This is a genomic window from Streptococcus sp. HMSC062D07 (genome assembly GCF_001814215.1).
GTDB lineage: Bacteria > Bacillota > Bacilli > Lactobacillales > Streptococcaceae > Streptococcus > Streptococcus infantis_I.
On record NZ_KV815333.1, the window covers coordinates 14,684 to 35,462 of the forward strand.

Here is a 20,779-nt window from a genome sequence, read left to right on the forward strand (position 1 = left end):
CTGGAACGAATGTTACTGTTCCATCTGCTGCAACTGTAAATTTACCAACACCTTCAACAGTCTTAGTTGTTGAACCATCGTCAAATGTTGCTGGAACATCTTCGTTGATTGGAACAGTCTTTTCAACACCGTTAACTTCAACTGTACCACCCTTGAATTCAGGCTTACCTGTTTGAGTTGCACCTTGGATGTCTTTTGTTTCTGCTGGTGTTGCGGTTGGTGTTACTCCTACTACAGTTGGTGTGTACTTAGCTGTAGCAGTCTTAATGTACTCTTTTTGAATCTGACCGTCTTTATTTCGTCCAACTGGCGCTGACAATGTAACTTCCACACCTTTGGCTGTACCAGTAAAGCTTGGTTCTGGAGTGAAGGTTACTTCACCAGTTGTAGGATTAATAGTGTAAGTCCCTTCTCCTGCTACTGTTACAGATGTCGCATCAGTAGTAAGACCTGTTGCTGGATCTACCAACTTAGCAGGATAGTCCGTGCTTGGAGCAATAACAATCTTATCACCAGCTGAGTTAGAAGCTGTTGTATTAAAGGTAGGTGTTTCTTTTTGAGTTGCACCTTGAATATCTTTAGATGTTTTGTCAACCCCTTCGATTTCAATCGGAGTAACTGTTGGGATGTAAAGACCATCCATGGTATTCAACTGACCATTAACGTTTGCTTCTTGGTCTGGGAATTTTGTTGACCAACCAGTATCATAACCATTATTATCTGAACGACGGATAGAGATACCATCAGCTGTTCCTAGGAAGTTGTCCTCAGGAATAAACTCAACATCTACATCTTTACCTTTAGCAGTAATCTTGTACTTACCTTGTCCTTGAACGACATAGTAACCGTCTGCGTCAAGGGTTGCTCGGTTGCCATCTTTGTCAACAATGTATGGTTCTACAGTTTCATCAATAATAGCAGTAGAATCACGTTCAAACTTATGTTCTCCACGTGCTGTAAAGGTTACAGTTGCTGATTGTTTCGTACCTTGAGGGCCACTTGTTTCCTTAAATTCTCCTTTTGGTGGGTGGGTGATTTGAGTCTTGAAGTCTTCTACTTCACCTGAGAAGGCCATGCCAGTTGGGCTTTCGATCTCGTTCGCTTTCTTAGCGATACGAACACGAGCACCTAACTCTTTAACGCTTGGGTCGACGTAAGTCTTGCTGTTTGCAAAGGTCAACTCAACAGTGCCATCTTGTGTGATTGTAGCGAGATTTGAGCGTTCATCCTCATCGAATTTACCATTTTGGTTAAAGTCTACCCAACCATAGATATGTGCTTCTGAAGCTCCATCCGTATGAGCTTGAATTGACATCTTATAGTTGCCTGGTTTGGTACGATCCATCTTAATCATCTCATTGGTTGTACCTTTGAGTTCATCTGGAAGCAATTGGTTAATTCCTTCATCGGCCGTAGTTGCCTTATCATCACCGAACCAGTCTTGAGTAGTGTTTTCATCCATATCTGGGCTCACATTACCAAGATACGGTTGATTTACTTTAGCTCCAGTAACACCGTCAACAGTTGCAATGGTATGAACTGCCTTACCGTATGACTCAGGAGCATCCCCTTCATCAAGTGGGAAGAACCCTAGCATAGCAGACTGTTTACCACCCGAAGCGATGTAAAGTCCCACTTCAGATGCTCCACGCGTCATAACAAGGGGAACAGAGGAATCGCCTGCAGAAATATTTGGCCCAAAGACACCAGTCCCAAGACCACCAGTTACTTGGTCAGGGTTCCCAAAATACTTCCAAGCGACTGGTTTCTTATCTGGGCCAACTTGATTAGACCCGCGAAGTTGGTTAAGGTTAATTCCGTAGAATGATTTACCATTAATAGTAGTCGTAGGGTTAGGGCCAAAAAGATTATCCGTATCTTGTATCATGTACGGTACACTATATCTTCTATAATCTTTTTTCCATTCTCCAAGATGTTGCCAACCTTGTCCGTTGGTAGTGAACATAACAAATTCACCAGGGTTGGCAGACTCACCATCAGCCATTACAATAGCCGGTTTAACAACTTTACCACGGAAGGTGGCAGAAATTTCAAATTGCACACCAATATTTCCACCATTTATCGCTGAAGCAATGGTTGTCTTCTTGGCTTTGGTATCAATTCCTTCATGTTTAACTTCGGTATAACCATTTTGAGGCTCTGCGGTAATCATGGCCTCATCACCGTTATTGAAATGTAACTTAGAAGTAGGTGAACTTGAATTATTGACAAAACCGTTTCGAGCATTTGGATCATAGGTTGCTTTTTCTGCGTCAGTAGCTCCTTGGCTTTCTAGTCGCTTCTTATAGATTTCAGTTGCTTGGAAGGGTTTCAAAGACTTAACTTTGATGGTCACCACATATCCAGGCATGATTTCCTTAGTATAGGTAGCTCCAACTTGAAGAGCCATTTTCTCTTGTAAGTTTTCAGTTGGTTTAGTTTCGGCGGCAGGTACTAATGTCGTAGTGGTTCCTGTCCAGTTGGCTACATCTCCAAAGTCCAACCATGTAATCTGGCTAGTCAAAGATTTTGCGTCAAGGTCTGTTGTATATCCTGGTTTTTCAACCTTTGGAGTTGAAGTTGCATCGACAACGTCTGCTCCTACACCAGTAGCTGTCGCTGTATCTGCACGGAAGGCTGTGTTTTTGTCAATCTCTTTACCATTACGAGGGTCGTTTTTCCCTGTATTTGCGATTGCGTTAGTACCTTCAGCTGGCTTAGTGTTTTCTGCAGGCTTACCTGTAGTGGCTTCTGTCTTTTCAGTAGCTGCTACTTTTTCTTCGGCTACAGCTTTTTCTTTGTTTTTAAGCTTAGAATTGACAATAGTTACAAGTGATTGGTAAGCTGCGTCAAGTTCAGCTTGGCTTGTAGCAGAAGTAAGTGCATTTTTAGCATTAGCAAGACCTACCTTAAGAATTTCAACGCTCTCGTCTGTCTTGTTGCTGTATTTACCATTTGCCACGTTTGCTTCAATTTCAGCAACGTAAGCTGCCAATTTGTCGCTATTTAGCTCCGGTTTTACTTCAGTAGAAACTGCAGGTGCTGCTTCTGCTTTATAAGTTACTTCTTTAGCAGGTGCTGCTTCTGTAGTTACAGGAGCTTCAGTTTTCTCTACTTCTGTTGTAGCTGCAACTCCGTCAGCTTGTTTTTCTTCAGTTACTTCATCAGCTCCGACACCTGTAGCAGTTCCGAGCATTACCAACGTTCCGAGTAAGACCGAGCAAACTCCTACATGAAGCTTACGGATCGAGAATCGACTAATTCGGTCGTTAAACAGATCATTTTTCATGATTTACCTCCATTACCCTTTCGGGAGTGTATATATTGTTATAATTTATGCATTGTTTTTTACAAAATCCCAAACATGCAACGCTCCTATTTTAGCACTATTGTACTTAAAAACCAAGCATTATGCTCATTGTTTTGAAAGTTGAAATCAATATACATTTATTCCATTTTTTTACTATTATTTCAAGAAAATATACATTACGATTTCATTTCCTATACACACCAAAAGAGGGAATTGCCCCTCTTTTGGATAAATAGGTTTATTCACTTGTTTCAACAGTCTCGACTTGGGCATCTACTTGCTCTTCTTGTGAATCTGCAAGGAGGGATTCTTCGTTGACTGCTTGTGGTTCAAGGTTACGGTAGCGAGCCATACCAGTACCAGCTGGGATGATCTTACCGATGATAACATTTTCCTTGAGACCAAGGAGATGGTCTTTCTTACCACGGATAGCTGCGTCTGTAAGGACACGAGTTGTTTCCTGGAAGGAAGCTGCTGACAAGAAACTATTTGTTTCAAGTGAGGCTTTGGTAATTCCCATAAGGACTGGGCGACCAGTTGCTGGAACACCACCTGCGATAAGAACATCTTTGTTGGCATCTGTAAAGTCGTTGATATCCATGAGAGTACCCATAAGAAGGTCTGTATCCCCTGGATCCATGACACGAACTTTGCGGATCATTTGACGAACCATTACCTCGATGTGTTTGTCACCGATTTCTACCCCTTGGCTACGGTAAACTTTTTGTACTTCACCGAGGAGGTAAGTTTCAACTGACAAGACATCACGTACAGCAAGGAGACGTTTTGGTTGGATAGAACCTTCTGTCAATGCTGCACCACGAGAGATTTGATCGCCAACCTCTACACGCATACGTGCTGTGAATGGTACCACGTATTCGCCTTCGCCAGTTTCACCTTTAACGAAGACTTTCTTAGTACGAGTTGAAGCATCTTCTTCGATTGCTGTAACTTCCCCTTTGACTTCTGTGATGACCGCTTCCCCTTTAGGATTGCGGGCTTCAAAGATTTCTTGGACACGAGGAAGACCCTGAGTGATATCGGTATTTGAGGCAACACCACCCGTGTGGAAGGTACGCATTGTAAGCTGTGTACCAGGTTCCCCGATAGATTGGGCAGCGATTGTACCAACTGCTTCACCAACTTCAACCGCATCACCAGTCGCTAAGTTGATACCGTAACAGTGACGGCAAACACCATGACGAGTGTTACATGTAAATACTGAGCGGATAGTCACTTCTTCAACACCAGCATTGACGATTTCACGCGCCTTGTCTTCTGTAATCAATTCATTTGGACCGATAATAACTGCACCAGTTTCTGGATGTTTAACAGTTTTCTTAGTGTAACGACCATTGAGACGTTCTTCTAGAGACTCAATCATCTCTTTACCTTCAGTAATAGAACGGATCAAGAGACCACGGTCAGTTCCACAGTCATCCTCACGAATGATAACGTCTTGGGCAACGTCAACCAAACGACGAGTCAAGTAACCTGAGTCGGCTGTCTTAAGGGCCGTATCGGTCATACCTTTACGGGCACCGTGAGTTGAGAAGAACATCTCAAGTACTGACAAACCTTCGCGGAAGTTTGAAAGGATTGGCAATTCCATGATACGTCCGTTCGGAGCAGCCATCAGACCACGCATACCGGCAAGCTGTGAGAAGTTTGAGATGTTACCACGGGCTCCAGAGTCCATCATCATAACGATAGGGTTCTTAGGATCTTGGTTGGCAACCAAACGTTTCTCGAGTTTTTCACGGGCAGCACGCCATTCAGCTGTAACAGCATTGTAGCGCTCATCGTCTGTGATCATACCACGACGGAATTGTTTTGTGATTTGTTCTACACGTTTGTGTGATTCTTCGATGATTTCAGCCTTGTCTTCAACGACTGGAATATCAGCAATACCCACTGTCAAACCTGCAAGAGTTGAATGGTGGTAACCGAGGTTCTTCATACGGTCAAGTAGGGCAGATGTTTCTGTCGTACGGAAACGTTTGAAGATTTCAGCGATGATATTTCCAAGGTTTTTCTTCTTGAATGGTGGGTTGAGTTCAAGCCCTTCAATAGCTTCCTTGATATTTCCACCTAATGGCAAGAAGTACTTAGCCGGGACACCTTCTGTCAAGTTAGCGTTTGTTGGCTCTTGCAAGTAAGGTAGTCCTTCTGGCATGATATCGTTGAAGAGGATTTTACCTACAGTTGTAAGCAAGATTTTGTGTTTTTGCTCTTCTGTCCATGGTTTGTTAAGGCTATCTGTTGCGATACCAACACGTGAGTGGAGGTGAACATAACCATTACGGTAAGCCATGACAGCTTCGTCACGATCCTTGAAGACCATACCTTCGCCTTCACGACCAGCTTCTTCCATAGTCAAGTAGTAGTTACCCAAAACCATGTCCTGAGATGGAGTAACAACTGGTTTACCATCTTTAGGGTTCAAGATATGCTCAGCAGCAAGCATCAAGATACGAGCTTCTGCTTGGGCTTCTTCTGAAAGAGGTACGTGGATGGCCATTTGGTCCCCGTCAAAGTCGGCATTGTAGGCTTCACAGACAAGTGGGTGCAAACGAAGGGCTTTACCGTCAATCAAGACTGGCTCAAAGGCTTGGATACCCAAACGGTGAAGGGTAGGTGCGCGGTTCAAAAGCACTGGGTGTTCTTTGATAACTTCTTCGAGGATATCCCAGATACGTTCATCTCCACGTTCTACCAAGCGTTTAGCCGCTTTAACGTTTTGAACGATATCGCGCGCAACGATTTCACGCATGACAAATGGTTTAAAGAGCTCGATTGCCATTTCACGTGGCACACCACATTGGTACATCTTAAGAGTTGGACCAACGGCAATAACGGAACGTCCTGAGAAGTCAACACGTTTACCGAGCAAGTTTTGACGGAAGCGTCCTTGTTTCCCCTTGAGCATATGGCTCAATGATTTAAGCGGACGGCTACCTGGCCCTGTGATCGGACGACCACGACGGCCATTGTCAATCAAAGCGTCAACCGCTTCTTGAAGCATACGCTTCTCATTTTGAACGATGATACCTGGCGCGTTCAACTCAAGCAAACGAGCCAAACGATTGTTACGGTTAATAACACGACGGTAAAGGTCGTTCAAGTCAGATGAGGCAAAACGGCCACCATCCAACTGCAACATTGGACGAAGATCTGGTGGAATAACTGGAAGGATGTTAAGAACCATCCATTCAGGCTTGTTTCCAGACTTGTGGAAAGCATCCAAAACATCCAAACGACGGATAGCTTTCACACGTTTTTGTCCAGTAGCTGTTTTCAACTCTTCTTTGAGTTCAGCAATTTCTTTTTCAAGATCTACTTGTTTCAAGAGGTCTTGGATCGCTTCGGCACCCATTTTGGCAACGAATGAACCATGACCAAATTCACGCAAGCGTTCACGGTATTCACGCTCTGTCATAATAGATTTGTGCTCAAGTGGTGTATCTTTTGGATCAATCACCACGTAAGCAGCAAAGTAGATAACTTCCTCGAGGGCACGAGGACTCATGTCAAGGGTCAAGCCCATACGGCTTGGAATCCCCTTGAAATACCAGATATGAGATACAGGAGCTTTTAACTCGATGTGCCCCATACGTTCACGACGAACTTTTGTACGCGTTACTTCAACACCACAACGGTCACAAACAATCCCTCTGTAACGAATGCGTTTGTATTTACCACAAGCACATTCCCAGTCTTTTGTAGGACCAAAGATCACTTCGTCAAAGAGTCCTTCACGTTCTGGTTTCAACGTACGGTAATTGATTGTTTCAGGTTTTTTGACTTCTCCATAAGACCATGAACGGACTTTACTTGGAGAAGCTAGTGTGATTTGCATACTTTTAAAACGATTTACATCAACCACTATTTCTTCCCTTTCTATTATAAGTGAACTGCTTATTCTTATTCAGCAGCTTCTTCTGTTGCTTCCGCTTTTGCATTTTCTTCTGCTTCAAAGGCTGCTTTAGCCTCTTGAGCTGCTCTTTCGCGGGCTTTTTCAAGGTCATCTACGTGGATGACATCTTCGTCCATTCCTTCATCAAGGTCACGAAGTTCCACTTCTTGATTGTCTTCGTCAAGGACACGCATGTCAAGACCAAGAGATTGCAATTCTTTTACAAGAACTCGGAACGATTCTGGAACACCTGGTTTTGGAATTGGTTTTCCTTTTGTAATAGCTTCATAAGCTTTCAAACGTCCGTTGATATCGTCAGACTTGTAAGTCAAGATTTCTTGAAGAACATTTGATGCACCATAGGCTTCAAGCGCCCAAACCTCCATCTCACCGAAACGTTGTCCACCAAACTGAGCTTTACCTCCGAGTGGTTGTTGTGTAACGGTTGAGTATGGTCCGACTGAACGAGCGTGCAATTTATCATCAACCATGTGGTGAAGTTTGATCATGTACATGACACCAACTGACACACGGTTATCAAATGGTTCACCAGTACGACCATCGTATAGGATAGTCTTAGCGTCGCTATCCATACCTGCTTCTTTGACAGTGTCCCAAAGATCTTCAGAACTTGCTCCGTCAAAGACTGGCGTTGCGATGTGGATACCAAGAGTACGAGCCGCCATACCAAGGTGAAGTTCCATAACCTGACCGATATTCATACGTGATGGCACCCCAAGTGGGTTCAACATGATATCGACTGGAGTTCCGTCTGGAAGGTAAGGCATGTCTTCTACAGGAACGATACGAGAGACAACCCCTTTGTTTCCGTGACGTCCGGCCATCTTATCTCCGACCTTAATCTTACGTTTTTGTGCGATGTATACGCGAACTAGCATGTTAACACCAGATTGCAATTCATCACCGTTTGCACGTGTAAAGATTTTAACATCACGAACGACACCATCGGCACCGTGTGGTACACGAAGGGAAGTATCACGAACTTCGCGAGATTTGTCACCGAAGATAGCGTGCAAGAGACGCTCTTCAGCAGAAAGGTCTTTTTCACCCTTAGGTGTGACTTTACCTACAAGGATATCCCCTTCTTTAACCTCAGCACCGATACGGATGATACCCATTTCGTCGAGGTCTTTAAGGGCATCTTCACCAACGTTTGGAATTTCACGAGTGATTTCTTCAGGCCCAAGCTTTGTATCGCGTGTTTCTGATTCATATTCTTCGAGGTGAACTGATGTGTAAACATCGTCTTTCACCAAGCGTTCGCTCATGATAACGGCATCCTCGAAGTTGTACCCTTCCCATGTCATGTAGGCAACGATTGGGTTTTGTCCAAGCGCCATTTCACCTTTTTCCATAGAAGGTCCATCAGCGATAAAGTCACCTTTTTCGATGACATCGCCAACTCGAACAAGGGTACGTTGGTTATAAGCAGTACCTGAGTTTGAACGACGGAATTTTTGGATGTGGTAAACATCAAGGGAACCATCTTCACGGCGAACTTCTACTTTGTCCGCATCCGCATAGGTAACCTTACCACCATGTTGTGCAATAACTGCAGCTCCTGAGTCATGGGCTGCTTGGTATTCCATACCAGTACCAACGAAAGGCGCTTTAGGATCGATCAACGGAACAGCCTGACGTTGCATGTTGGCACCCATGAGGGCACGGTTGGAGTCATCGTTTTCCAAGAAAGGAATACATGCTGTCGCAACGGCAACTACCTGTTTAGGAGAAACGTCCATGTAGTCAACGCTTGATGCTGGATATTCTTGGTTAACCCCTTGGTGACGTCCCATGACAACTTTTTCAGCAAAAGTTCCATCTGCGTTCAATTTAGAGTTAGCCTGAGCTACTGTGTATTCATCTTCTTCATCGGCAGTCAACCAAACAATTTCGTTGGTAACTTTACCAGTTGCACGGTCAACCTTACGGTATGGTGTTTGAATGAAACCATACTTGTTGAGGTGTCCATATGAAGACAAGTTGTTGATCAAACCGATGTTTGGTCCTTCAGGTGTTTCGATTGGACACATACGACCATAGTGAGTGTAGTGCACGTCACGCACTTCATATCCAGCGCGGTCACGTGTCAAACCACCAGGCCCTAAGGCAGACAAACGACGTTTGTGAGACAGCTCAGAAAGTGGGTTGTGTTGGTCCATGAACTGTGACAATTGTGAAGAACCAAAGAATTCTTTGATCGCCGCAGTCACTGGACGGATGTTAATGATTTGTTGAGGTGTCAATACTTCGTTATCTTGAACAGACATACGTTCACGAACATTACGTTCCATACGTGAAAGTCCAAGACGTACTTGGTTAGCAAGCAATTCACCAACGGCACGAATACGACGGTTTCCGAGGTGGTCGATATCATCGATACGACCGATACCTTCAGCCAAGTTAAGGAAGTAGCTCATCTCAGCAAGGATATCTGCCGGAGTGATAGTGCGAACCTTATCATCTGGATTTGCATTTCCGATGATTGTTACAACACGGTCTGGATCAGTTGGTGCCACAACCTTGAATTTTTGAAGAACAACTGGTTCTGTCAAAACAGCTGAGTCATTTGGAGTGTAGACAATCTTGTTCAAATCGCCATCTAAATGGCTTTCGATGCTCTCGATGACATCGCGAGTCATAACAGTACCCTTTTCAACTAAGATTTCACCAGTTTCAGGGTCCACCAATGGTTCAGCGATTGTTTGGTTGAGCAAACGAGTTTTAATATTTAATTTCTTGTTAATCTTGTAGCGTCCAACAGCTGCCAAGTCATAACGACGTGGGTCGAAGAAACGAGCCACAAGCAAGGTACGTGAACTCTCAGCAGTTTTTGGTTCACCTGGACGAAGACGCTCATAAATTTCTTTCAAAGCTTCGTCTGTACGAGAGTCCATTGGGTTTTTATGGATATCTTTTTCAACAGTGTTGCGAACCAACTCGCTGTCCCCAAAGATATCAAAGATTTCGTCATCGCCTGAGAAACCAAGAGCACGAACCAAAGTCGTAAATGGAATTTTACGTGTACGGTCGATACGAGTGTAGGCGATGTCTTTTGAGTCACTTTCCAGTTCCAACCAAGCTCCACGGTTAGGGATTACAGTTGAACCGTAGCCCACTTTACCGTTTTTGTCTACTTTATCATTAAAGTAAACACCTGGAGAACGCACCAACTGTGATACGATAATACGTTCACCACCGTTAATGATGAAAGTACCCATCTCAGTCATGATTGGGAAATCACCAAAGAAGACTTCTTGAGTTTTGATTTCGCCAGTTTCTTTGTTAATCAAGCGGAAAGTTACAAAGATTGGTGCTGAATAGCTAGCATCATGGATGCGAGCTTCTTCAAGCGTATATTTAGGTTCTTTGATTTCGTAGCCAACAAATTCCAACTCCATTGTTTCTGTGAAGTTTGAAATTGGCAATACATCTTCAAACACTTCCTTCAGACCATAGTCTAGGAAATCTTTAAATGAATCAGTTTGAATTTCAATCAAATTTGGTAAGTCAAGAACTTCTTTGATTCTTGAAAAACTACGACGGGTACGATGTTTCCCGTATTGAACGTCATGTCCTGCCAAGATGATTCTCCTTTGTAAATAAAGTTCCAAGCTTAGTCACCTAAGCTAATAATTATCGTTTAATGGTTCTAAAACCCCTATCAACTTATCCCCCTTGACTAATTTTTCAGAATCTTTAAATCTCTGTTACAGATGCAAAAAATACCGAAAAAAAGCACAAAAAGAGCAGTTAAATCCGACTTTTTTGAGGAGATTTAACTGCTGTGAGCCTTGTCCGGACAATATTTCAGACAAAACCTACGACAAATGATTACTCATATTATACCCGATTTTCTCTAATTTTTCAAGTCCTTTGAAGGATTTTTCTTGCTTTAGTATAGCTGTGGATTGTTTTCAGAAAAGGTAATTTTCATAATTTTGTAATTTTTCTTATAGTTTCTTCATCTCATAGTTACATAAATCCCTTAATTGCTAGCTATGAAAAATTAGGATATACGGACAGTAAGTACATAACAAAAGAGCTTTTCATCCTCGAAAAACCTGAATAAAAAAGAGAGCAGTTCAAACTACTTCTAAAGTAGACTGAACCGCTCTTTTTTAATTTCCCACTCTAACTCGCGTCACAATGCCATCGCTATCAGTTATACTAAATTCTGCAGAAGAAAGCCACTGAATTATCACCTCATTACCTTGAGATTGAGCAAAAACCTTCAACAACTCCTCTTTGTTCTCAACTTCAACCACATAGTAGGCTAGCCCCACCATTCCATGCTTACGTCGAACTAAGTTTTTGCCACCCCATTCATTTACAGCTAAATGATGGTGATAAGCCCCTGATGCGATCCAACTGGCATGTGGAATCGTGAATTTATCCTCCAGACCTAGAGACTCTTGATAGAATGTACTCGCTTCTCGGCTATTCTTAACAGATAGGTGAACATGGCCCATACGAGTGCCTTCTGCAATCACAAAAGGCTCGATTTCTTTTCCTAGTTGGTAGATATCTTGAGCAGAGAGTTCTTCTGTCACACCAATAATACGGCCATCCTCACGAATATCCCATACTGTTACAGGTTTATCTCTGTAGAGTTCAATGCCATTGCCCTCTATATCTTCCAAATAGATAGCCTCGCTATAACCATGGTCCGCTCCACCCACTAGAGGTATCTTTAAACCGAGCAAGTGTTTAAAAACATTAGCCAAGTCTTCTCGGCTCGGTAAGAGCAAGGCCATATGATAAAGTCCGTAGCTCTGCTTAGGATTGCTAGTATCATCTGTCTTAATTAGCCGAACTAGTGGTTTCCCACCGGCACCTAAAAGAACTTTATTTTCCGATTGATTCAAAATCTCCAACCCAAGCAACTGATGATAAAATGCTGTCTGACTTTCTAAGTCCTTGACATTTAAAGCTACTTCAGCCAAATAAATCTGACTATTATATTCGTAAACCATAGAAAACCTCTCTTTGTTGTAACTGTTTTAATTACATCTATTGTACTCCCTTCTCAGCCAATGTCAATCCAGATGCTCAACGCTGATAACACAAGAAAAACCCTCCCCGTGTAGGAAGGATTGTTTGGATTTAATGAGCCAACATTTCTTGAGCAATCTCTTGACCTGATAAGCCATCTGGATAGTAGGTTGGCCAGTTGTCCATCTCTTCAAAGAGGGCTTCTTGGCTAGTGCCTCCAAAGAAGATATGGAAATGTTCTGCCTTGACCGGAGCAATATTGTGGTCGCTAAACTGAACATACTTGAATTGTCCGGCGTCTGCATCAGTCGCTTCAAAGAGGAAGCGTACTCCACGATTCCCTTTCTTATAAGTCAAGATTTTCTTGCCGACATACTTATAAGTATATTGCTTACTTTGGCCTCCTTGGATAAATTCCATAGTATTATCTGCAATATTAATCTTGTTTACATCTGTTTGGTAACCTTTTTGATAGTAGGCTTTGTATTCATCCTTGGTCATCTTACCAGTCAATTTAGCCTTGTAGTCAAATACTTGATCAAGAGTCCCATCCTCAAGGAAAGGATAGACTGACTGCCAGTTGCCAGCATAATCACTCAGGGTACGGTCCTTAACATCTGCATCCTCAAAGTAGCCATTTTGAACGGTTTTAGTTTCCTCTGCCTTTTCTGGTTCAATCTCTGCTCCTGCCTGATCAGTTGTTTGCTTGAGTGCCTTGAGGTTTTTCTCCATGATAGAGATATAGGTTTCTCCAACCTTCATGTCCTCTTCGGTCAAGCTTTCAAGAGGATTCAGAACATCTAACTTCACTCCTGTTTCTTTTGAGAGGGTATTCGCTAGGGCTTGAGAAGCATTTTCTTCAAAGTAGATATAAGAGATTTTGTTTTTCTTGATGTACTCGGTCAATTCTGCCAAGCGGCTTGCTGAGGGTTCCGCATCTGGCGAAAGCCCAGAGATAGAGACTTGAGTGAGTCCGTAGTCCAAGGCAAGATAACGAAAGGCAGCGTGCTGAGTCACAAAACTCTTTTGTTTTGCACTAGAAAGTCCTTCAGTATAGGCCTTGTCCAGAGCTTGCAATTTCTCGATATAGGCAGCTGCATTTTGCTCAAAGGTTGCTTTTTTATCAGGATAGTCAGCTGATAAACTGTCACGGATGTGCTCTACAAGCTTAATGGCACGCGCAGGAGACAACCATACATGAGGGTCATACTCGTGATGATGACCTTCTTCACCATGGTCATGGTCTTCCTCTTCTTCACTTCCTGGAAGAAGCAACATATCTCCAGTAGCTTTAATGGTTTTTACTTTTTTTGCATCTAGAGATTCTAAAAGTTTAGGAACCCAAGTTTCCATATTTTCATTCTCATAAACAAAGGCATCAGCATCTTGGATTTTAGCGACTGCCTTAGGTGATGGTTCATATTCATGTGGCTCTGTTCCAGCCCCGATTAAAAGTTCGACATTGGCTGTATCCCCTGCTACTTGCTTGGTAAATTCGTAGACAGGGTAGAAAGTTGTCACGATATTTAATTTCCCGTCTGCTTGTTTTTGATTAGAGCAAGCGACTAAGAATAAGGTCACAAGACTTGCCAAAAGTAGGCTTAGTTTTTTCATTTTCTTCTCCTATTTGATAAAACGTTTGAGTAAGCTGACTACTAAAAAGACAACTACAAAGATAATGGTGATACTTGCACTTGGTGGTGTCTCTGCATAATAGGAAATATAAAGCCCCGCAACCATGCCTAGAAAACCAATGACGCTAGCAAGTATCATCACAGAACTAAAGTTTTTACCTAGACGCAAAGCAATACTTGCTGGTAAGACCATGATAGTCGATACCAAAAGCGCTCCCGCTGCTGGGATCATGAGTGCAATAGCCACACCCGTTACCATGTTAAAGAGAATAGACATGGTACGCACTGGAAGACCATCGACAAAAGCTGTATCCTCATCAAAAGTTAGAATATACATAGGTCTTAAAAAGAGGAAGGTCAGGATTAAAACAACCGCTGCAATAACAAAGAGACCAATGACCTGCTCTTGACTAATAGTCACAATAGAACCAAAAAGGTATTGGTCCAGACTCATAGAGCTAGAGCTCTTACCCTTACTCATAACAATAAGTGAAACTGCAAGGCCTGTAGACATGAGAATGGCTGTCCCAATCTCCATAAAGCTTTTATAAACCGTACGTAGGTATTCAAGGAAGACCGCTGCAATCAAGACAATCACAATGGTTGAAATGGTCGGAGAAATTCCTAAAACCAAGCCAAAGGCAACCCCTGAAAGCGAGACGTGACTCAAAGTATCACTCATAAGACTTTGACGACGCAAGATTAGGAAGGTCCCAAGAACTGGTGAAAAGAGACTCATGGCAATAACAGCCAAAAAGGCTCGCTGCATAAAATCATAAGACAATAGATTAAACATGCTCCACCTCCTGGTCACTTTCATGGACATTGAAGCAACGCCATGGGGAATCTTGGTCTCGGACCAGGTGAATATTACGATCTGCGTAGTCCTTAACTTCTTCAGGATCGTGAGTAATCATCAAAACAGCCTTGCCATGATGGTGGGCACTGTGGTGCATGAGTTCATAAAACTCATCCTTGGTTCCCGCATCCATCCCTGTCGTCGGCTCATCCAAGATAAAGATATCAGGATCTGAAGCAAACATACGTGCGATAACAGCCCTTTGCTTTTGCCCGCCAGAAAGGGAGCCAATGCGTTTATCCCGATGTTCCCACATACCAACAGAGTTTAAACTAGCCTTGATATGTTCCTCATCGTGAGCATTTAGACGACGGAACCAACCTTTTCTTGGATAGCGACCTGATTTGACAAATTCATAAACGGTACTTGGAAAGCCTGCATTAAAACTGGCAATCTGTTGAGGAAGGTAGGCGATTCTTAGTTTTGTCCCACGAGTATTGGTCTTTGAAATGGTAACTTTTCCAAATCTTGGTTGTAGAATACCAAGACTAGCCTTGATAAGAGTCGTCTTGGCGGCTCCATTTTCTCCAGTGAGGGTGACAAATTCCCCACTATCAACACTGTAATTGATATGCTCAAGCACAGGTTCCTTGTCATAATAGAAGGACAAATCCTCTACTGTGATGTATCTCATTACTTGATTTCTCCTACTAAAGCAGTTAAAAACCGCTGGATAATTTTTTGCTCCTCAGCCGAGAATTGACTAGCAACTTGTTCATAAGTCGAGAGGGTGTGCTCATGATGATGATGGTGCTCTTCAGCGATTGGTCGTGCCAAGTCTGTCAATTGATAGAAGATCACTCTTGCATCCTTAGGATCCTTGGATGTCTCCAACATCCCCTCTTTAATCAAGGACTTAATGGCCTTGGTGACAGCTGCTTGACTGACATTGAGACGGCGAGCCAACTCCGAATTCGTTAATGACTCCTCTGATAAGAGCATAAGAATATGCTCCTGGGTATTCGTCAAGGCCACTTCACTCGTGCAATGACCAATCAAAATTTCATGCTGATTTTCAGCTTTCAGGATTACTTCATTTAAAAAATGATCAATTTCTGTTGCTAATTGTCTCATGATTTGCCCCTTTCTTCAAACAATTTTTCTATTATTACAGTACTTTCAGTCTGTTTGTTTACTAGTTAAGTATATCACATCCAAGTATAGAGTCAAGAAAAAAGATGAAAACAATTTTTTATGTTTTCATTTTCTTGATCTCTTTTTACTTACCCTTATTCAAATGAAGAGGCCGCTACAACACTGTCCATTACCAAAAATCTTTCATTACAAAGAGCCCAAAACAAGGTTCGGGCTCTTTTGCTATTTATTGAAAATCTTTAATATTCCCATCGTAATTTGCCCAATCCTGGCTAAAGAATCGATCATTCATTTGGTAACTAGGTGCTGTTGTTGGATTGCTCAAAAAAGGATTTACAACCTTGTCAAACGCCAACCAACCTAACCAACCGATATGAATCGTATCCTTGACAAAGTATGGATCTCCTCCGTTTTTTGAAAAGTCAGCAATATTGGTAAAACCTTGACTTTCCAACTGGTAACGGATCTTTTCAACAGAGTGTTGATACATTTCCTCACTTAATCCGGTATAATTCATCCATTTTTTATTGACAGGTTGAAAGACAAAGAGTACATTCACCTTAGATTTGGCAAATTGATTGAGCACTAACTGCAAATCATTGTATTCCCTTGACTGGAGGAAGTTGTAATTTTTTTGATACCCTTCCCACTTTTTTAAATCTTTCTTAAGTTGAGTATTGTAAAAGTGGTTATCCATCCCCAAATCATTATTGGTCGTATTTTCCTCTGCATCCTTACGTGCAATATTTTCCAATTCTTCATACGAAAACTGATCTGGGAGACTGCTCAAATATTTTTCAATATGATCTTTATACTTTAATTGGCCTCGAATAGAGAATTGACCAAAAAGGGCAGCTTGTCTCTCATTGAACTCGGCAGAGATATTAACCATCGTTTGATCAAAGTCTGACAACTGTTCATTCTTAGCTATCTTCTCAACAATTCCTTTCATCGGAACTCTTGGATTTTGCTTTAAGAGTCTATTAGCCGCATATTGAGAAGCTACGTCTCCAGATTGATTCTCCAAGAAGGCAGTCAACTGATCATTGTTAAAATAAGTTTGAAAAATAGTCGGGTCATGATCCTCTTTTGTAAACCACTGTGGAGAGATTACAAATACCGCTTGTTTGTTTTCAAGTTCAGATGTGATTTGTTGCATCCCAAAATATTGACTAAGAGAAGCGGCTCCTGCCTGCCCCATAAAATACGGACGGTAGGAGCGATTATACTTTTCAGCCAACACTCCTGGATGCATGCTATCAAAACGAATCCATTCACTCGAACCCAAAAAGGGTATAAAACGCATATTAGGATCCGTGAGAGCTCTCACTTTTTGACTTCTCTCTTTGAAACTTTCTGCACTTACTGAGGCTGCAGAGTATTTTTCCTCCATTAGATTATGACTCTTACTACTAGGATAGAAAAAAATGAGTAGAAGAACCAATAAACCTGCAATAAGAATCGGCCCGAAGATTAACCACAGGCGTTTAAGCATTCTTTAACTCCGTAATCCCTGCCACGATTTTATTGGCTGTATTCCAATCATCACGGCCAAATTCTGTAACCGGGACACGTATATCAAAGCGATTTTCGATTTCTACAATCAATTCAACCGTTCCCATACTATCCAAGACACCTGCATCGAAAAGATCTTCATCCATCATGTCAGAAACATCTTCCATAAATAATTCATCGATAATTTCAATAACTTCTGATTTGATATCCATTTTTTAATTTCCTTCTATTTTTTAAACCATAAATCATTCAAAAATCCAGAAAAGATTAAGAATGAAACCATTACGACATGGAAGGTTATCACCATGCCAAGCAACTGAGCCCAACGATTTTCAAGCAAGGGAGGTCGTCCTGCTTTCTTACGTTCTTTATTGAGCGTTTTTTTCTTTCGAACCCAGACATCATTAATGACTAAGCCCACTCCATGAAAGAGCCCGTAAACGATATAAAACCATGTTATCCCATGCCAGAACCCCATAATCAGCATATTTACAATATAAGCGACACTTGAGGTCACATTTCGATTCTTAAAAAGCTTCTTTCTCGTCATCACCATGACCATGCGCATAAAGACAAAGTCACGAAACCAGAAGGATAAACTCATGTGCCAACGATTCCAAAACTCTTTCAAATCTCTTGACAAAAAGGGTTTGTTGAAGTTGATCGGACTACGAATCCCCATCAGATTTGAAATAGCTATAGCAAACATAGAGTAACCTGCAAAATCAAAGAAGAGTTCCAAACCAAATGTGTACATGATGGCCACTACATAATAGTTAAAGACGCCACCTGTTTGTAAAGCTAAATTCTTTAGCGGTGGTAATAAAATCTCGCCTAAAATATGGGCTAGGATAAATTTATACAGAAATCCCCACATGATATACCGAACGGACTCGGCTAGCATATCTAGCAACTCATCGCGCTCTGGTATCGTCTTATAATTTTCATTAAAACGTTTGAAACGATCAATAGGACCACTTGAAAATGTCGGCATAAAGAGAAGAAAACGCAAATACTCCCACATTTTCAAATCCTTAATGACTCCATCTCTAAGTTCGATGATGATTCCCACTGAACGAAAGGTCAAATAAGAGATTCCTACGAATCCCAGCAGAGACTGTGTACCGTTAATAGCTGGTTGCACCTTGACAAAGATGATGGGAAGGAGGGACAGAAAACTAACGAGGTAGAATACCCACTTGCCATCCTTGCTTTTTCGATAGTGCTTGTAGAAAAGCAGGAGCAATATTTCCCAGCACAGATAAATACCCAAGGCAGCCAATTGATTGGTCTTGCCTCCCGTCAACATAGTGACTATAAAGAAGAGACTAACCAATATTTCATACCAGCCAAAACGTTTTTTGAAAAAAAGACCGATAAAGATTGGCAAAATAGCAGTAATCACATACAAAAAGTACTGCGGATTCCCATAAGGCTCAATATGAGGAAGCTGTTTAAGAAGCTCCATCATCTATTGTTAACCTCACTAATCAACCCTTTGATGTCGATTTTCCCATTTGGAGTTAACGGCAAGCTGTCACGGTAGAGGAATTTCGAAGGCATCATATAAGACATCATAATATCTTCCAAGTCTTCCTTGATCGCTTTGGTAATATCAATCTCGCGCTCAAATTGTTCTTTGACCCCATCTTTTAAGATAACATAGGCCAAGAGATTTTGAACCTTGTGATCTTTATTATAGCGCGGTACCGCAACAGCCGAGTCAATGTACTGAGATTTGTTCAAGTTTTGAGAAACATCTTCTAGCTCAATACGGTAGCCGTTAAACTTGATTTGGAAATCCATCCGTCCACCGTAGAGAAGAAGGCCTTCATCCGTCATGGTTCCAACATCTCCTGTATGGTAGGCTGGCAGACCTTCAAATTCGAAGAAAGCTTCTGCTGTTTTCTCAGGATTATTCATATAACCTTTTGAAACAGCCGGTCCAGACACGATGATTTCTCCTTGCTCTCCATTTGGCAATTTGTTTCCTTCCTCATCAATGATGAAGGTTGGAGAATCTTCTTTGGTATAACCAATTGGCAAGCGTTTAAGTGTCGCTAACATCTCATCTGTGATAGCAACCGCCGACAAAGCAACGGTTGCTTCTGTTGGTCCATAGGCATTGATGATGCGCGCATTCGGGAAACGTTCACGCAGTTTTTGAGCCGTTTTAACAGTTAACTCTTCCCCATCAAAGTAGAAATGGGTAATGCCTGGCATCTTTTCAGCATTGAAATCTTCAGACAGCATGGCCATATCTGCAAAAGATGGTGTCGAAGTCCAGATAGCAATCGGAAGAGAAAAGATAGTTGCAAAGAGTTGTTTGAAGTCTTGAGTAATGGCTGATGGGAGGGCAAAAAGCGTTCCTCCAAGAGCCAAGGTTGGTGCCCAATACATGACAGACAAGTCAAAGGAATAGGGCGGTTGCGCCAACATTTGCGGACGTTCTGGCGTTGCAAACTCCTTGTCTGTAATCATCCAGTTGGTGAAGCTGAGCAAGTTATCATGTGAAATCTGCACCCCTTTTGGCTTCCCGGTCGTCCCCGAAGTAAAGATGATGTAGTAGTTATCATCCCCTTTGACCGGATGTTGCAAATCATAGGCATGCTGAACCGCACAAGCTTCACGCACTTGCTCCAAGGGCATGATTGGAGCAGCTGGGTTTCCCAATGGAAATTCATTGATAGCGATGATTAAGCTTGGTTCTGCTACTTCAAGAATGGCAGACACGCGCTCCAAAGCAGAATGGCTATCAATTGGGATATAGGCATGGCCAGATTTGGTCAAGGCCACAAAGGTTGCTAACATTTCATATTCTTGGCCACCAAAGACCACAACAGGTGACTTTTCAGGAAGTCCCATTTGGTCAATATGGGCTGCTAAGCTATCTGAATCAGCCTTCAATTGGCCATAGGTATGCTCTTCTCCAAGGACATTGTAGACCGGAAAATTAGGCTGCTTTTGAGCATAATGCTCAATGGTTTCAATCATATCTACTATTGGTTTATTTGACACAATAGGGTTTCTCCTTTAAGTTAAAATTCATTATAGATAAAGCTACCTTGAACCTGACCGAGATAACTAAAAAAGTAAAGCAGGCCCAAGAAAATGATAAAATACAAGGCTGTTCGACCAAGAAAGAGATAGAGTTCATTTCTCTGTTTCATCAAGAAAAACCTTTCATTCCTGTAATTTTCAACTAAAATAAAATCAATTTCTTACTAACTTATTTTCTGCTATTATACCACTTTATAAACTATTTTTTCAATTGTTTTCCGTCCATTTCCACTACATTTCAACATCATTAAATCGTTCCATATGATACCTTCTACTGATAGCTTTAATGTTTCCCAGTATAGATTATATTGGGAGCTACAACAAAGTAGGCTCTATACTACCTATAGAGGACTTCCCCACTATAAATATTATAG

The 20,779-nt window shown here is 42.0% G+C and carries 13 protein-coding genes; all 13 read right to left on the reverse strand.

The features are described 5' to 3' along the window. On the reverse strand, positions 1-3,289 hold a 3,289-nt coding region (locus tag HMPREF2957_RS06540; protein ID WP_148131993.1), incomplete at its 3' end, for a CshA/CshB family fibrillar adhesin-related protein. Between the two features lie 259 nt (positions 3,290-3,548). Next, a complete protein-coding gene (gene rpoC, locus HMPREF2957_RS06545; RefSeq protein WP_004254004.1) occupies positions 3,549-7,196 on the reverse strand; it encodes a DNA-directed RNA polymerase subunit beta' in 3,648 nt (1,215 codons plus the stop codon). Between the two features lie 38 nt (positions 7,197-7,234). Continuing rightward, a complete protein-coding gene (locus HMPREF2957_RS06550) occupies positions 7,235-10,831 on the reverse strand; it encodes a DNA-directed RNA polymerase subunit beta (protein ID WP_070678265.1) in 3,597 nt (1,198 codons plus the stop codon). 537 nt (positions 10,832-11,368) lie between these two features. Then, complete coding sequence (locus HMPREF2957_RS06555) at positions 11,369-12,223, reverse strand: VOC family protein (RefSeq protein WP_070678268.1); 855 nt, start codon at positions 12,221-12,223, stop codon at positions 11,369-11,371. Positions 12,224-12,353: 130 nt separating this feature from the next. Further along, a complete protein-coding gene (locus tag HMPREF2957_RS06560) occupies positions 12,354-13,856 on the reverse strand; it encodes a zinc ABC transporter substrate-binding protein AdcA (protein ID WP_004254008.1) in 1,503 nt (500 codons plus the stop codon). Between the two features lie 9 nt (positions 13,857-13,865). Beyond that, complete coding sequence (locus HMPREF2957_RS06565; protein WP_004254009.1) at positions 13,866-14,672, reverse strand: metal ABC transporter permease; 807 nt, start codon at positions 14,670-14,672, stop codon at positions 13,866-13,868. Then, on the reverse strand, positions 14,665-15,369 hold the full coding sequence (locus tag HMPREF2957_RS06570) for a metal ABC transporter ATP-binding protein (RefSeq protein ID WP_004254010.1): 705 nt from the start codon (positions 15,367-15,369) through the stop codon (positions 14,665-14,667). The genes HMPREF2957_RS06565 and HMPREF2957_RS06570 overlap by 8 nt, the downstream gene beginning before the upstream one ends. Continuing rightward, positions 15,369-15,809: a zinc-dependent transcriptional regulator AdcR gene (adcR, locus tag HMPREF2957_RS06575; protein WP_004254011.1), complete on the reverse strand. Its 441-nt coding sequence runs from the start codon at positions 15,807-15,809 to the stop codon at positions 15,369-15,371. Before adcR ends, HMPREF2957_RS06570 begins: the two co-directional genes overlap by 1 nt. A gap of 247 nt (positions 15,810-16,056) precedes the next feature. Continuing rightward, positions 16,057-17,325 (reverse strand): D-alanyl-lipoteichoic acid biosynthesis protein DltD, encoded by a 1,269-nt coding sequence (gene dltD, locus HMPREF2957_RS06580; RefSeq protein WP_070678271.1) that lies wholly within the window; start codon positions 17,323-17,325, stop codon positions 16,057-16,059. Then, positions 17,318-17,557, reverse strand: a complete 240-nt coding sequence (dltC, locus tag HMPREF2957_RS06585) for a D-alanine--poly(phosphoribitol) ligase subunit DltC (protein WP_000351968.1) — start codon at positions 17,555-17,557, stop codon at positions 17,318-17,320. Before dltC ends, dltD begins: the two co-directional genes overlap by 8 nt. 14 nt (positions 17,558-17,571) lie before the next feature. Beyond that, positions 17,572-18,816, reverse strand: coding sequence for a D-alanyl-lipoteichoic acid biosynthesis protein DltB (gene dltB / locus HMPREF2957_RS06590; protein ID WP_070678274.1), 1,245 nt, complete (start codon positions 18,814-18,816; stop codon positions 17,572-17,574). After that, positions 18,813-20,363 carry a D-alanine--poly(phosphoribitol) ligase subunit DltA gene (gene dltA, locus HMPREF2957_RS06595; protein ID WP_004254019.1) on the reverse strand — a complete coding sequence of 517 codons (1,551 nt, stop codon included), beginning with the start codon at positions 20,361-20,363 and terminating at the stop codon, positions 18,813-18,815. Before dltA ends, dltB begins: the two co-directional genes overlap by 4 nt. 20 nt (positions 20,364-20,383) lie before the next feature. Further along, the gene (locus HMPREF2957_RS06600; RefSeq protein WP_004254020.1) at positions 20,384-20,515 is read right to left on the reverse strand and encodes a teichoic acid D-Ala incorporation-associated protein DltX; all 132 of its coding nucleotides are present in this window, start codon (positions 20,513-20,515) and stop codon (positions 20,384-20,386) included. Positions 20,516-20,779: the final 264 nt, after the last annotated feature.

Bases quoted from the DNA above. Each gene is read 5' to 3' on its own strand.
- HMPREF2957_RS06555 (WP_070678268.1), bottom strand. From the start codon at position 12,223: ATGGTTTACGAATATAATAGTCAGATTTATTTGGCTGAAGTAGCTTTA.
- HMPREF2957_RS06560 (WP_004254008.1), bottom strand. From the start codon at position 13,856: ATGAAAAAACTAAGCCTACTTTTGGCAAGTCTTGTGACCTTATTCTTA.
- HMPREF2957_RS06565 (WP_004254009.1), bottom strand. From the start codon at position 14,672: ATGTTTAATCTATTGTCTTATGATTTTATGCAGCGAGCCTTTTTGGCT.
- HMPREF2957_RS06570 (WP_004254010.1), bottom strand. From the start codon at position 15,369: ATGAGATACATCACAGTAGAGGATTTGTCCTTCTATTATGACAAGGAA.
- adcR (WP_004254011.1), bottom strand. From the start codon at position 15,809: ATGAGACAATTAGCAACAGAAATTGATCATTTTTTAAATGAAGTAATC.
- dltD (WP_070678271.1), bottom strand. From the start codon at position 17,325: ATGCTTAAACGCCTGTGGTTAATCTTCGGGCCGATTCTTATTGCAGGT.
- dltC (WP_000351968.1), bottom strand. From the start codon at position 17,557: ATGGATATCAAATCAGAAGTTATTGAAATTATCGATGAATTATTTATG.
- dltB (WP_070678274.1), bottom strand. From the start codon at position 18,816: ATGATGGAGCTTCTTAAACAGCTTCCTCATATTGAGCCTTATGGGAAT.
- HMPREF2957_RS06600 (WP_004254020.1), bottom strand. From the start codon at position 20,515: ATGAAACAGAGAAATGAACTCTATCTCTTTCTTGGTCGAACAGCCTTG.